Annotated in this window: 12 protein-coding genes; 11 read left to right on the forward strand and 1 reads right to left on the reverse strand. The window is 64.4% G+C overall.

Features of this window, described 5'->3' with window-relative positions:
- Positions 1-507: 507 nt before the first annotated feature.
- Genes cimA through A6A05_RS16285 form a run of 3 tightly spaced genes read left to right on the forward strand, consistent with a single transcriptional unit; the run spans position 508 to position 3604 of the window.
- Positions 508-2157 (forward strand): citramalate synthase, encoded by a 1650-nt coding sequence (cimA, locus tag A6A05_RS16275; protein ID WP_068503632.1) that lies wholly within the window; start codon positions 508-510, stop codon positions 2155-2157.
- 4 nt (positions 2158-2161) lie between these two features.
- On the forward strand, positions 2162-2851 hold the full coding sequence (locus A6A05_RS16280) for a tetratricopeptide repeat protein (protein WP_068503634.1): 690 nt from the start codon (positions 2162-2164) through the stop codon (positions 2849-2851).
- Positions 2852-3604 (forward strand): RNA methyltransferase, encoded by a 753-nt coding sequence (locus A6A05_RS16285; RefSeq protein ID WP_068503636.1) that lies wholly within the window; start codon positions 2852-2854, stop codon positions 3602-3604.
- 6 nt (positions 3605-3610) lie between these two features.
- On the opposite strand, the gene A6A05_RS16290 is transcribed toward A6A05_RS16285, so the two are convergent.
- Entirely contained in the window at positions 3611-4702 is a 1092-nt protein-coding gene (locus A6A05_RS16290) for a radical SAM protein (protein WP_082911026.1), read from the reverse strand.
- A gap of 183 nt (positions 4703-4885) precedes the next feature.
- On the opposite strand from A6A05_RS16290, the gene A6A05_RS16295 reads away from it, so the two are divergent.
- The 8 genes from A6A05_RS16295 (at position 4886) to A6A05_RS16330 (ending at position 14290) form a co-directional block, all read left to right on the forward strand.
- Entirely contained in the window at positions 4886-5749 is an 864-nt protein-coding gene (locus tag A6A05_RS16295; RefSeq protein WP_082911027.1) for a PEP-CTERM sorting domain-containing protein, read from the forward strand.
- 195 nt (positions 5750-5944) lie between these two features.
- On the forward strand, positions 5945-6514 hold the full coding sequence (gene padE, locus A6A05_RS16300) for an NADH-dependent phenylglyoxylate dehydrogenase subunit gamma (RefSeq protein WP_068503641.1): 570 nt from the start codon (positions 5945-5947) through the stop codon (positions 6512-6514).
- Positions 6511-6777, forward strand: coding sequence for an NADH-dependent phenylglyoxylate dehydrogenase subunit delta (gene padF, locus A6A05_RS16305; protein ID WP_068503643.1), 267 nt, complete (start codon positions 6511-6513; stop codon positions 6775-6777). The genes padE and padF overlap by 4 nt, the downstream gene beginning before the upstream one ends.
- Position 6778: 1 nt before the next feature.
- Positions 6779-8011, forward strand: coding sequence for an NADH-dependent phenylglyoxylate dehydrogenase subunit alpha (padG, locus tag A6A05_RS16310; protein WP_068503645.1), 1233 nt, complete (start codon positions 6779-6781; stop codon positions 8009-8011).
- A 10-nt stretch (positions 8012-8021) separates the two neighbouring features.
- Positions 8022-9272, forward strand: coding sequence for an NADH-dependent phenylglyoxylate dehydrogenase subunit epsilon (padH, locus tag A6A05_RS16315; protein ID WP_068503647.1), 1251 nt, complete (start codon positions 8022-8024; stop codon positions 9270-9272).
- 2 nt (positions 9273-9274) lie between these two features.
- On the forward strand, positions 9275-10684 hold the full coding sequence (padI, locus tag A6A05_RS16320) for an NADH-dependent phenylglyoxylate dehydrogenase subunit beta (protein WP_068503649.1): 1410 nt from the start codon (positions 9275-9277) through the stop codon (positions 10682-10684).
- A 209-nt stretch (positions 10685-10893) separates the two neighbouring features.
- Entirely contained in the window at positions 10894-11562 is a 669-nt protein-coding gene (locus tag A6A05_RS16325; protein ID WP_068503651.1) for a hypothetical protein, read from the forward strand.
- A 112-nt stretch (positions 11563-11674) separates the two neighbouring features.
- On the forward strand, positions 11675-14290 hold the full coding sequence (locus A6A05_RS16330) for a bacteriohemerythrin (protein WP_068503654.1): 2616 nt from the start codon (positions 11675-11677) through the stop codon (positions 14288-14290).
- Positions 14291-14609: the final 319 nt, after the last annotated feature.

The following is a 14609-nucleotide window of genomic DNA, read 5'->3' on the forward strand; positions in this document are numbered from 1 at the left end:
ACCAGCCTCGCTGTACGCCTCGCCGACACCCCAAGAAAGCGAAAACGCCAAGTGTGTGCGCTATGTTAACGCCTATGCGCATGCGCTCCTCCGGGGTCTCCTCGACCGGCTTGCGGGAGGCGTTGGCGAGCTTCAGCTTGGTCAGGGTGGACATCGGTCAATCTCCGTGTGTTTCCGTTGACCACACGCTAACGACCGATTTTCGGAAAATCTGCCGATTTATCTTTTCAAATCAGGGCCGTAGATCATTGACCCAAGGTGCTGCACATTACACATGCTGGCCCCTGAGTGGATTGTGGCGAAGCATTACCCGAGGTAACGCCCTGTTCAGCCCGGTGAAGCGTTTCAGTTGGCTCGCGCGCAGGCATTCTATATGTTGTTGGCCCTGCGCCGGAAACGCCCCCGCGATCTGCACGCACAAGTTTTAAAAGCGCGGTCTGCGGTGAAGTGGACTGATACACAAACTGTACACAGCGCATTTCTGCGACTGTAACTGGTTGAAAAACAATGGAAAATAGCTCAAGAGTTTATCTCTACGACACCACCCTTCGTGACGGCGCCCAGACCCAGGGCGTGGATTTCTCGGCCGCCGACAAGGCCAAGATCGCGCGCGAACTGGACGCTTTGGGCATCGATTACATCGAAGGCGGCTGGCCGGGTGCCAACCCCACCGATGACACCTTCTTCGCCGATCCGCCCAAGATGACCCGCTCGCGGCTGACCGCGTTCGGCATGACCCGGCGCGCCGGGCGTTCCGCCGCCAACGATCCGGGCCTGAACGCGCTGTTGGCCCACCCAAGCCTGGGTGCCGTCACCATGGTCGGCAAGTCGTGGGACTTCCAGGTCACCGTGGCCCTGGGCGTCGAGCTGGACGAGAATTTGCGCATGATCGGCGAATCGGTGGCGCACCTGAAGCCCCGCGTGCCGGAGGTGATGTACGACGCCGAGCATTTCTTCGACGGCTACAAGCGCAATCCCGAATATGCCCTAAAGGCGCTGCGGGCCGCCTATGACAATGGTGCGCGCTGGATGGTGCTGTGCGACACCAACGGCGGCTCGCTGCCCGAGGACATCACCCGCATCGTCGGCGAGGTGGTGGCGGCCGGCATTCCCGGCAGCCATCTGGGCATCCATTGCCACAACGATTCGGAAAATGCGGTGGCCAACTCGCTGGCCGCCGTGCGGGCCGGCGTGCGTCAGGTCCAGGGCACCATCAACGGCCTGGGCGAGCGCTGCGGCAACGCCAACCTGATCTCGATCATCCCCAACCTGATGCTGAAGATGGGGTTCGAGACCAACATCGCCGCCGCCGACCTGAAGAATCTGGTGCGCGTCAGCCGCGCGCTGGACGAGGTACTGGATCGCACCCCCAACCGCAGCCAGCCCTATGTCGGCCGCTCGGCCTTTGCCCATAAGGGCGGGCTGCACGTCTCGGCGGTGGCCAAGGACCCCAGCTGCTACGAACATATCGACCCGGCCCTGGTCGGCAATGCCCGCCAGATCGTGGTGTCGGACCAGGCGGGCCGCTCGAACATGGTCGCCCGCATGACCGATCTGGGCATCGAGATGGAAGCGGTTAGCCGCGAGTCCCTGGTCCGGGTGGTCGAGCAGATGCAGGTCAGCTTCGACCCGCGCGAGGTCACCGACCTGGTCGATCTGGTCAAGCGCCTCGAGCACGAGGGCTATGCCTACGACACCGCCACCGCCAGCTTCGAGCTGCTGGTGCGTCGCGCCCTGGGTCAGGTGAAGCGTTATTTCACCCTGGATCGCTACCGCGTCATCGACGAACGCCGCCGTAACGCCATCGGCCAGTGGGTGACCCTGTCGGAAGCGACCATCAAGGTCGAAGTCGGCGGCTCGGAATACATGGAAGTGGGCGAGGGCGACGGCCCGGTCCACGCCTTCGACACCGCGCTCAGGAAGGTTCTGACCGGGGCCTATCCGCAACTGGCGGCCCTGGAATTGGCCGATTACCGCGTGCGCATCGTCGAAAGCACCGCCGGCACAGGTGCCCGCACCCGCGTCACCATCGAAAGCACCGACGGCAAGGGCAACCGCTGGACCACGGTGGGCGTGCACACCAACGTCCTGGAGGCCTCGCTGGAGGCCTTGCAGGACTCGATCGCCTACATGCTGTACCGGTTCGGTGAGGGCTGATCCGATGGTCGCCAGCGGGGGATTGTCGGAAGTTCTGGACTGGGTGTCGGTCCATGTCCCCGGGCCGATGCGGACCGAGGTGATCGGCGTCTTGAACACCGCCACCGCCGAGGATGGCGGCCCGGCCTCGATCGTCGATTACTGGCGCACCCTGGCCGAGTGGCTGGTGGCCCAGGGCCATCTGGACATCGCCCGCGAGGCGATCCGCCGCTGGCAGACCCTGGTGCCGGCCGACCATCCGATCCACGCGGTGATGGGCGGCCCGCCGCCGCCCGACAAGCCGGCCGCCACCGAGGCGCCGCCGCCGCCCAAGAAGGAAGAGCCCAATTCCCGCATCGTCCGGGTGATCGACACCACCTACACCTTCCGCCGCATCGAGCCGCAGATGGACAAGGTGCAGGGCAAGAAGGTGGTGACCGCGTGGGAAGTGTTCCTGGTCGAGGACGATCCGACCTCTCGCGCCGTGCTGAATGGCTTCGACGACGGCACCTATGGGCCGTGGGCGGTGTCGGGGGTGTTTTCCGACTTCGCAGGGGCCGCCGCCGTCGAGGTGGTGGTGCGCTCGATGCAGCGCCATTACGTCTTCACCGTCAAGAAGGCCGACCGCATCCGCAAGATCCTGGGCGGTTTCGGCCTGCCGTTTACCGCCGTGGTCGGCGTGCTGATCGGCTATGTCATGGGTGTCATCCACTAAATGTCTTCTGGTCCCGCCATCATCCTGGTGCGTCCGCAATTGTCGGAAAATATCGGCACCGCCGCCCGCGCCATGCTCAATAACGGACTGACCGACCTGCGCCTGGTGGCCCCCAAGCCCGACTGGCTGTCGGATCGCGCCATCGCCGCGGCCTCGGGGGCCGACCGGGTGGTGCTGGGCGCCAAGATATTCGACACCACCGCCGAGGCGGTGGCCGATCTGAACCGGGTGTGGGCGACCACCGCGCGCAACCGCTTCATGGTCAAGCCGGTCGATACTCCGCGCACGGCCGCCGCCGCCATGCTGGACCTGACCGCCCAGGGGGTGAAGTTCGGCGTGCTGTTCGGGCCGGAACGGACGGGATTGGAAAACGACGACATCGTCCAGGCCGACACGGTGGTCACCGTGCCGCTGAACCCCGATTACTCGTCCCTGAACCTGGCCCAATGCGTGCTGCTGATCGCCTATGAATGGTACCAGGCGCAAGGCCCGGAACTGCCCGAGCGCCACATGACCAAGGGGGCGGCCGACATCGCAACCAAGGAAAAGCTGGAAGGCTTCTTCCAGCATCTGGAACGCGAACTGGACGAATGCGGCTTCCTGCGCATCGCCGACAAGCGCCCGGTGATGGTCAGGAACATCCGCAACCTGTTTCAGCGCGCCCATCTGACCGGGCAAGAGGTCCAGACCCTGCACGGCATCGTGCATGAATTGGTGACCTACCGGCACCGCAAGGGGCAGGGGACGACCTGAGCCGGGTCAGGCCTGTTCCTTCAGCATCGTCGTCTGCGCCGCCGACAGGTCAAGGTCGGTTCGGCTCGACAGGCAATAATGGAAGTAATTGCAATGCAGGCAGTGGTCGCCGTTGGCGGCGACCAGGTCCCGGGTGAATTTCGCCCGTGGTCCGGTCCAGATTTCCTCGAGGGTCTGCTCCAGCAGGTTGCCGACCAGGAAATGGTTGTTGCACAGATAGACATGGCCGTTCCATCGGATGCGGACTTCGGTCATCGGCGCGGCACAGCGGCCGGGATGGGGGTCGGCCGGGGTGACGGGCGGCAGAGGATCGGGCAGGGCCGAGTACATGATGCGGTTGTGGTAGAGGTGGCCGAAGCGTTCGGCGAAGCGCGGCGTCATCATCAGCGAGCCTGACAGCTGGATGCGCCGTTGGGAATCGATCAGATGCTGGGCCGCGCTCTCGGTCGCCTGATAGAAGCTCTCGGGGTCACTGGCCAGCATCTGGTCGTGTAGGAAGGTGTTGTTCTGGCGGTCCGATGAAACCATCAAGACCAGCCCATCGACCCCGATGTCGTCCCACATGTCGACGGCGGCGTTGATGTCGCAAAGATTGGCCCGCAGCATGGTGTAGTTGGCGTGGATTGCGGTGCGGCTGCGGTCCAGGCGGGCGATGAAGGCCTTGATACGCTCCAGGGTCGGCTGGAACTTGGCGCCGACCCGCAGATATTCGTACAGGTCGGGCGTCGCCGCATCGAACGACAGGTTGACGGACTTGAACACCGAGTAATCGGCAATGCCGTCCAGCATGCGATCGGTCAGCAACGTCCCGTTGGTGGTCAGGCTGACCTGGTACCCCAATTCACCCAGTACATTGAGCAAGGTGGGAAATTCTGGATGGGTGGTCGGCTCGTGCGTCGTGCCTACCTTGCAATGGGCGCCGTCCCGCACGCCAAGCTTGGCGATCGCCTCGATGGGCAGCGCCACCTTGGTAAGTTCCTCCTGAGGCACATGGCAAGAACGGCACCGCAGGTTGCAATTGTGGACCGGTTCAAGGTCGATGAGCGTCGGGCTCTCTGCCAAGGATATCGGGGCCAGGATACTCGGGAGTGGTTCCATCGATCCTCGTTGCGCGCTTCACGTGGGCTTTGATCGTCACGCTACTCCGGATGGTCGGCTGCGTCCACGAAGTGGTGACCTGTCGGCGCAGGAAGGGCGGGGCGGACATGAACCTGTAAGCTCCCTTTGACAGGCTTGGGACCGGCGGATGGTCAATCCATTGACAGATAACAAATAAGACGTTTGGCCGACGTCTTGCATCGAATGCCGATGACGGAGGGGCTTTGCCCTTTCTCTGATTCGGTTCGTGATTCTGGACGGGATGCCGACATGAGAAAGTCCTTGATGATCGGGGCCTTGGCCCTTTCCTTCGGCGCCGCAACGGCTTTACCGGCCACGGCCTCGCCGATCACCATCACCAATGTCGGAATTACCCATTTCGAGAAGATCACCCTGACCGGAGGCGCCTTGGGGGGCGCTACCTGGAACGGGGTCTATAGCGGCCAGATCGAGTTGATGACCTCTGGCGGCGAGTTGGGGGTATGGTGCGTCGATCTGTTCCACGACATCTATCTGGGCCACCAATACAGTGCCACGATCGTCGCGTTGAACACCGACAACAGGGATTCACCCGCGGTCCTGACCACGGATCAGAAATCCAGGATCGCTGCCATCGCCGCCTTTGGCAATGCCGTGTTGGATTTGCGCGACCCTAAAAGCTTTGATGCCGTCACCCTGGCGGCATTCACCGCCGACCTCGACCGTTTCAAGGCCGACCACCCAGCGGATTATTCCATGCTTGATACGTATTCCAGTGCGGTTTCCGCCGCCGTCCAAGCTGCGATCTGGGAAGTCGAGTATCGCCTGACGGCCACCAGCGCGGACGCGAATTTCGGCGCGGCGCTGACCGTGATCAAGGCGCAGGCATCGAACTATTTCGGCAATATCGGCGGCCATGCCCTGGCCATCGCCGACCCCGCCCATCCCAACGTCCGGGTTCAGACGCAGTGGGTTTCCCAGGTTCCCGAGCCCTCATCGCTGTTGGTGTTCGCCGCTGCACTGGTGGGATTGGCGATCCGGTACGCCCGCCGCGTCAAGGCGATTTGACGTCCGGCGATCACGGCGATACTAAAATTCTTCATCGTAATGCCAATTTGTATCGCCTGCGTTTCCTGCATGCCCATATGCGTGGGGATGTCAGGGGAAAACGTTGCATCCTCCACCGAAATAGGTTAATAGGTATTGAAATACCAAATTAGCCGACACCCACAAAAGATCGGCACTCGGGAGGAGGAAACGCGCATGCATGAAGTGCGCATCCATGGCCGTGGCGGCCAGGGCGCGGTGATGGCGTCGGGCATTCTGGCTGCGGCGCTGGTGGGTGAGGGGCGGCATGTCATGGCCATCCCCGCCTTCGGGTTCGAGCGGCGCGGCGCCCCGGTGGTGGCGTTCCTGCGCTTCGACGACCGCGAGATCCGTCGCGTCACCAACATCTACGCTCCCGACACGGTGATCGTCATCGATCCGACCGTGGCGCGCTCGGTCGATGTCTTCGCAGGCATGAAGCCGGGCGGCACCCTGGTCCAGTCCACCAAGAAGGCGGCGGCCGACATGGTGCTGCCGTCCCATCTGGCCCGCGTGGCCCTGTGCGACGCCGTCGGCATCGCCATGGCCATCTTCAAGCGGCCGATCACCAACACCATCATGCTGGGCGCCTTCGCGCGTGCCACCGGCCTGGTCGGCATCGACTCGCTGGTGGCGGCGCTGGAAGCCACCGACTTCCGCGACGCCGGCCTGAAGCAGAACATCGAGGCGGTCCGACGCGGCTTCGACGAAACCATCATCACTCAACTGGCGGCGCACGCGGCATGACCCGAAACGCACCCGACAACCTTTGTCCCATCGCGGTCAACCTGTCCGAGATGCTGACCGGCGACTGGCGCGCCATGCGCCCGGTGGTCGATCGCGACCGCTGCGTCAAATGCGCCACCTGCTGGCTTTACTGCCCGGTCCAGTGCATCACCGAGAAGCCGACATGGTTCGACGTCAACCTGGCGACCTGCAAGGGCTGCGGCATCTGCGCCACCGAATGCCCGCACCGCGCCATCACCATGGTCGAAGAGACGGAAGACTGACATGAGCGCACCCGCCACCTTGAAGGCCACCAGCCGCACCATGGTCATCGACGGCAACGAAGCCGCCGCCTGGGGCGCGGCTTTGTCCCGTCCCGACGTGGTCGCCGTCTATCCGATCACGCCGCAATCCTCGCTGGTCGAGTATCTGGCCAAGTTCATCGCCGAGGGCAAGATGGACGCCGAGCTGATGGACGTCGAGGGCGAGCATTCGGTCCTTTCGGTCCTGCACGGCGCTTGCCTGGCCGGCGGGCGGACCTATTCGGCCACCTCGGCCCAGGGGCTGGCCTATATGTTCGAGCCCTATTTCCGCACGCCCGGCCTGCGCCTGCCGATGGTGGTGTCGCTGGTGACCCGCGATTCGGTGACCCCTTGCTGCGTGTGGGGCGGCCAGCAGGACGCCATGACCGTCAAGGAAGTCGGCTGGATCCAGATGTATTGCGAGACCCAGCAGGAAATCTGCGACTCGATCCCCATCGCCTACAAGGTGGCGGAACATGCCGACGTCATGCTGCCGGTCAATGTCTGCCACGACGGCAATTACCTGTCCTATGGCGTCGCCCGCGTCGATCTGCCCGAACAAGAGGTGGTTGATGCCTTCCTGGGCGAAAAGAACGTCAATTGGCATGCCTGCCTGGACCCGGAACGGCCGATGGCGGTCGATCCGCTGACCGGTGGGGCCGGCGGCATCGGGCCTTCGACCTTCGTGCGCTACCGCAAGGGCCAGTGCGCCGGCATGGCCGCCGCGCTTGATGTCATCGTCGCCGCGCACGAGGATTGGGGCCGGCGCACCGGCCGTTATTGGTCGCCGCTGATCGAGGATTACCGCATGGAGGACGCCGAGGTGGCGCTGGTCACCATCGGCTCGATGACCGGTGCCGCCAAGGACGCGGTGGACGATGCCCGCCTGGACGGCCGCAAGGTTGGCCTGGTCAAGATCAAGACCTTCCGGCCGTTCCCGGCCAAGGTCATCGCCAAGGCGCTGTCGAAGGTCAAGGCGGTCGGCGTGGTCGATCGCGCCGTCAATTTCGGCTGGAATTGCGGCCCGGTCTTCCAGGAGGTGCTGGCCGCCCTGTACGCCAACCCGACCCGCGTGCCGCTGATCAGCTTCATCGGCGGCCTGGCCGGGGCCGACATCACGCCCGAGCATTTCGGCCGCGCCATCGCCGACACCGTGCGCGTGGCCGCCGGCGAGACCATGTCCTCGCCGATCTGGCTCAACGAATTCGACCAATAGGGGACCGACCATGCCCGAAGCCAAATATCTGCTGGTCGGTTCGTCCCATGCCGGCCTGGAAGCCCTCCGGGCCATTCGCCGGCTGGACGCGGATGGCAGCATGGCCATGCTGACCAAGGATAGCCAGTTGCCCTATTCGCCGACCGTGCTGCCCTATGTGATGAGCGGGCGCTCGAAGCCCGACGCGGTGATCTTGCGCGATCGGGCCTTCTTCGACGAAACCGGCTGCGTGTATGCCCCCGGCCAGGCGGCCCAGTCCTTGGACACCAAGGCCCGATTGGTGACGCTGGCCGACGGCGTCCAATGGCGCTACGAGCGGCTGCTGATCGCCACCGGGGCGGCCCCGGCCATCCCGCCGATTCCCGGGCTGCAATCCGTGCCGTTCCATGTGCTGCGCACCCTGGACGACGCTGTCAACCTGCGCACCCGCATGGGCCTGGCGCGGCGTGCCGTGGTGCTGGGCGCCGGCCTGGTCGGCCTGCATGCCGCCGAAACCCTGGCCGAGGCCGGCCTGGCGGTGAGCGTGATCGAGATGAAGAACCAGGTCCTGCCCGGCTATATCGACGCCAAGGCGTCCGAACGCATCGAGGCGGCCTTCGCCAGCCATGGAATCAAGCTGCTGCTGGGCCGGACCGCGACCCAGGTGGCGGCCCTGGACGGCGGCGTCAGCGTGACCACGGATGACGGCCGCGCCATCGAAGGCGACATGCTGCTGGTCGCCACCGGCGTCAAGTCCTGCACCGAATGGCTGGCCGGCTCGGGCGTCGAGATCGATCGCGGTGTGCTGGTCGATGATCGCATGCGCACCTCGGCTGCCGACGTGTGGGCGGCCGGCGACGTGGCACAGGGGCTGGATTTCGCCTCGGGTGAGCGACAGGTGTTGGGCATCATCCCCACCGCCGTCGAACAGGGCCGCATCGCCGGTTTCGACATGGCCGGCGACGCCAAGCAGAAGCCATGGGCCGGCGGTCTTCCGGTCAACACCTATCGCTTCTTCGGCCGGCCTGCCGTGTCGGTGGGTCAGGCGGCAGCGGAAGGCGACGGGTTCGAGGTGGTCGAGCAGGAACAGCCGCGCAAGTATCGTCGCATCGTACTGGCCGACAATCGGCTGGTCGGCATCATCACCGTCGATGATCCATTCGACGCCGGCATCATGGGCGAACTGATCCGCCGCCGCGTCGATCTGGGCGCGATGAAGGATGCCTTCCTGGCCGATCCGACCCAGGTCGGGCGCCGCCTGATGAGCGAGATGTGGAGATAGTCATGTCGATCGCCTTTGACACCATTGCCTTCAGGGCCCCCAAGTGTGACGGCTGCGGCGAGTGCATGAAAGCCTGTTCGGCGGTCAAGCAAGGCGCGTCGCGCATTTCCATCGTACCCGGCGCTTCGGCCGGCGCTTTCGAGATGGCGCTGTGCCGCCAGTGCGGCGATCCCAAATGCGTGATGGTCTGTCCGGCCGGCGCCCTGACCAAGAATGGCGCCTCGGGCGTGATCGACTGGTCCGCCGACAAGTGCGTCGATTGCCTGTTGTGCACTTCGGGCTGCGCCTATGGGGCGATTTCCGCCGATCCGGTCGGTGGCCGCGTCATCAAGTGCGACCAGTGCGGCGGCGATCCGGCCTGCGTGTCGGCCTGTCCTTCCGGCGCGCTGGAATGGGGCGGGGCCGGCAGCATCTATAACCGCTTTGGCGAGATGGAGGATATGTTCGTCCCCGGTCTGGCCGGTTGCCAGGGCTGCAATTCCGAACTGATCATGCGCCACGTCATGCGCCGGGTCGGCCGCAATTCGGTGCTGGCGACGCCGCCCGGCTGCATCCCCGGCATGGGCTCGGTCGGCTATAACGGCAAAACCGGCACCAAGGTTCCGGTGTTCCATCCGCTCTTGACCAACACCGCCTCGATGCTGGCCGGCATTCGGCGCTATTACGACAAGGTCGGGCGCAAGGATATCGTGGTCATGGCCCTGGCCGGCGACGGCGGCACCGTCGATTGCGGCTTCCACGCCGTGTCGGGCGCCGCCGAGCGCGGCGAGAAGATCTTGTATGTCTGCGTCGATAACGAAGGCTACATGAATACCGGCATGCAGCGTTCAGGCGCCACGCCTTACGGCTCGTGGACCTCGACCACGCCGGTCGGCGACAAGCTGAAGGGCAAGACCCAGGACGCCAAGAACATGCCGATGATCATGGTGGCCCACCGCGCCGCCTATGTCGCCACGGCGTCCACCGCCTATATGGAAGAGCTTTACGACAAGCTCGACCGGGCCATCGAGGCCTCGTTCAAGGGCTTTTCCTATCTGCACATCTATTCGCCATGCCCGACCGGCTGGCGCGTGGCGTCGAACAAGGTCATCGAGGCCTGCCGGATGTCGGTGGAATCGAACTTCGTCACCTTGTGGGAATACACCCCCGAGGCCGGCCTGCGCTTCACCCGCTCGCCCGACCGGCCGATCCCGGTGGTCGATTACGCCAGGACCATCGGCAAATACCGTCATTTGGACGCCGACCAGCTCGCCCACATTCAAGCCAAGGTGGACGAGCAGGTGGCGCTGCTGAAGCGGCTGGCGGGTGAAGTCGCCACCGCGCCGGCAGCGCTTGCGGCGGCTCCGGCCCGGACCTCCACGCCGGACGGGGCCGCCACACCCCCCTTGCGACACGAGACTTTCCGTCCGTGATCCGAAAGGGCCGCCCCCCCCCAGGGCGGCCCTTATTCTGGCGGCCCTTATTCCATTCTCCGTCCATTCACAGCGCGTTGTGCGTGCGTTGGCCGCCGACGCGAACGGCGTTTATGACGAAAGGTTAGGATGGTGTGCAATCGGGGTTGACGAACACCCGGCCATCCGTGTGAGGGAGCGGGTCGGCCAAGAACTGAACGAGAGCCGCCATGAACGCCTGCGCCCCCTTGCATCGGACCTATGACAACGCCGTCCTGGCCTTCGCCCGCTTCCTCGAGGAGCAGGCGGTGAACGGGGCGGTTCCCGTGGATCGTATCCGCGCCCTGGCCGATCGCCTGGTCGCCGAAGGCGGCGAGCTGGATACCCACTTCTCGGCCGCCGAGGCGCTGTGCATCTCGCAAGTGCGCGCGCACCAACTCGATGCCGAGCGGCACAATTATCTGGGCCGCATCATCGCCAAGCGGTTGGCCCATCTGCTGGACGACCCGTCCAGCGGAATCTTGCGCGACCATCTGGGCCAGTTGTTCGTGGCCATTCGCCTGATCCTGGGAGATCAGGTTTATTCCGCCCTGCAGGGCAATGCCGCCACCGTCGCCCGGGAATGGGCCGGACCCGACGGAGCCATCGATTGGGACGGATTTTACGGTGACAGCCGCGTCCATGACATCCGCGACCGGGTCCGCTTTGCCCTGGCGCGGGCGTTCCAGCGCTTCCAGGCCCGCAAGGACTGGTTCCTGACCGTCATGAACAGCCATCCGCACGCGCGCTCGGTCGGCCCGGGCTCGTTCGTCCTGGCCGATGCCCCGCAGATTTCCTCCATCCCCTACTTTGGAGAGCCCCAACTGGTCTTACTGGTCGATTGCCTGCTGGCAAAGTAGGGCGTTCACCCTAGGATTTGCATTAAATTGTCAGGCTAACCCCTTGCCCGGGTTGATATGCACCAGCCAAAGGCCTAGCATATTTCTCGCGGGGAGTATGTTGGGGTGGGCGATGAGTTCTTTGCGCAAGATCGAGGTGACCACCGGCGTGTGGTGGGTCGAGTGCCCCTCCGCCGATCTTCGTGTCTTGTGTGGCTGCCCGGCCGACGTCGTCAAGCATCTGATGAAGCGCGGCCTGATCGCCTCGACCGAGCGCGGCGGCATCACCTATGAGACCGGTCCCAGCGCGATCCTTCTGTCCGACGTCATGGTGCAGAACGGCAGCTTCGCCAATCTGGGCGAGTTCCCGGTCCTGCAGATGCTGTACCGCCAGGGCATGCTTCTGCCCAACCATCCCGGCAATACCGGCGCCAAGCCGCTGCTGATCGGCTCGGCCGAGCAGGTCCGCGCCCAGCTGCAATACATCTATCGCGGCAATTACGGCCTGATCAGCGAGGAAGAGCTGATCGATGCCGGCGCCACGCCCGAGACGGCGCGTGAGCTGATGCGCATGAAGCTGAAGTTCGCCTTCGGCTCGATCCGCCATCCCGGCGAGCTGCTGGATTCGCTGGTGGTCGAGAACGACCCGGTGCCGGTCAAGAACGGGGTCACCATCAAGCGGGTCCGCTTGAACGTCTTCGAGTTCCGCCACGGCGACGAGACCGTGCTGGTCGATCTGAACCTGCCGCCCTTCGAAACCTACGAATGCCCCTATCCGCTGGGCTTTTACAACATGCCGCGCGAGTATTTCTCGGTGGTCCATTCCGGCGAGGGCGACGGCTGGGACATCAACCGCCCGGCCATGGGCTCGATCCTGATGTTCCAGGGGCGCGTCTTCCTGATCGATGCCGGCCCCAACATCTTGTCGACGCTGGACGCCCTGGGCATCGGCGTCAACGAGATCGAAGGCATCTTCCACACCCATTCGCACGACGACCATTTCGCCGGCCTGACCACGCTGATCCGCGCCGACCACCGCATCAAGTATTACGCGACGCCGCTGGTGCGCGCCTCGGTGGCCAGGAAGATCGCCGCGCTCTTGTCGATCGAGCCGTCGGCCTTCGCCGATTATTTCGAATGCCACGACCTGGTCGAGGACGAATGGACCGACATCGAAGGCCTGGAAATCAAGCCGGTCTTCTCGCCCCATCCGGTCGAGACCACCATCTTCCAGTTCCGCACGCCGTGGGAAGATGGTTACCGCACCTATGCCCACTTCGCCGACATCTGCCGGCTCGAGGTGCTGAAGGGCTTCGTCACCGACGACGACAGCAAGCCTGGCATCTCGGCAGCCACCTATGATCGGGTCGCCAAGGCCTATGCCGTGCCGGCCCAGGTCAAGAAGGTCGATGTCGGCGGCGGACTGATCCACGGCGACGCCAACGATTTCCGCGAGGACAAGTCCGGCAAGGTGATCCTGGCCCACACCGCCCTCAAGCACACGGTGGCGCAAAAGGCCATCGGCTCGACGGCGTCGTTCGGCACCGTCGATACCTTGATCCCGTCGAACCATGATTTCATCTGGCGGTCGGCCTATGACCTGCTGATGAGCTATTTCCCCGACATCGCCCACCACCAGATCCGGGTTTTGCTGAACAATCCGGTGGTGACCTTCAATCCCGGCACCATCCTGGTCAAGGAACGCGCCCCGGCCGAGGCGGTGTTCCTGCTGTTGTCGGGATCGGTGGAAGCGCTGCATATCGACGGCGGCTCGCGCTCGGTTCTGTCGGCCGGCGCGATGATCGGCGAGCTGGCCGCTTTGCTGGAATCCGAGATGACCGAGACCTATCGCGCCATCGGTTTCGTCAAGGCCCTGCGCATCGCCGCCCCCTTCTATCGCGAATTCGTGCGGCGCAACGAATTGCTGGCCTCGATCACCCGCATCTTCGAGAATCGCCAGTTCCTGCAGCGCACCTGGCTGTTCGGCGAGGTGGTCTCGACCCGCACCCTGAACCGCATCGCCAAGGACATGACGCTGACCCGCTTCCAGATGGGCGAGGTGGTGGATATCGGGCCGGAATCGGTGGCCCTGGTGGTGGGCGGCGCGGTTGGGCGCTATCTCGGCGACCATTGCGTCGAGACCCTGGTGTCGGGCGACTTCTTCGGCGAGGAACTGGCGATCTTCTGGACGCCCAGCATGTTCCGCCTGCGCGCCCTGATCGCCACCGACGCCTATCTGCTGCCGGCGGGCCTGCTGGCCGGCATTCCGTCGGTGCGCTGGAAGCTGTTCGAGGCCTCGGGCAAGCGGATGAGCGCCATCTTCGAAAGCGGCACCGCCGGCCGTGTGCTGCTGCAATGGCACGACGATTACCGCGTCGATGTGGTGCGGCTGGACACCCAGCACCGGCGGCTGTTCGAGCAGGCCAACGCCATCCTGGACGCCATCGAAAGCGGTCGCGGGGTGGCGGAAGTCCAGTCGCTGATGAGCGCGATGATCGAGTACGCCCGCTACCATTTCGGCGAAGAAGAAGCGCTGATGCTGCGCCACCAATATCCCGAGACCGATGCGCATCGCGGCCGCCACGCCGCCTTGATCAGCCAGCTGGAATCGCTGAAGGTCGAGGTCGAAGCCGCCGACAGCCCGCAAGATATCGACCTGTTGCCGGTGCTGAAGGAATGGCTGGTCAGCCACATCCTGACCGAGGACCGCCGCTATTCCGGGTTCCTGAACGCCAAGGGGGTGTTCTGATTTTTGACCATGGTCAACGCCAGGTAGGATAGGGCGGCGCTAGAATGCCGCCACTATGGTCAGTCCCGCACCCACGGCATCTACTGGGCGGCATCGTCGGCCGCCGCAATCCTTGACAGATTGTCGCTCGTGCCCCGTCATGGGGGCTGCGGTGTGGCGAGGCATAGAGCCCAAGATCGTCGATCGTTTCCAGCAGGCCCGCCAGCACGTCAATATTCGCCGCAACGTCACTCTGTTCGTATCCCCCCGGTGACGGCCGCCTGTTCGAGCGGCCCTTGCTCTGAGATTCTGCCAGCCTGATTGGCGTTGGTGGTGGCGG

The organism is Magnetospirillum moscoviense, from assembly GCF_001650635.1.
Classification (GTDB): Bacteria; Pseudomonadota; Alphaproteobacteria; order Rhodospirillales; family Magnetospirillaceae; genus Magnetospirillum; species Magnetospirillum moscoviense.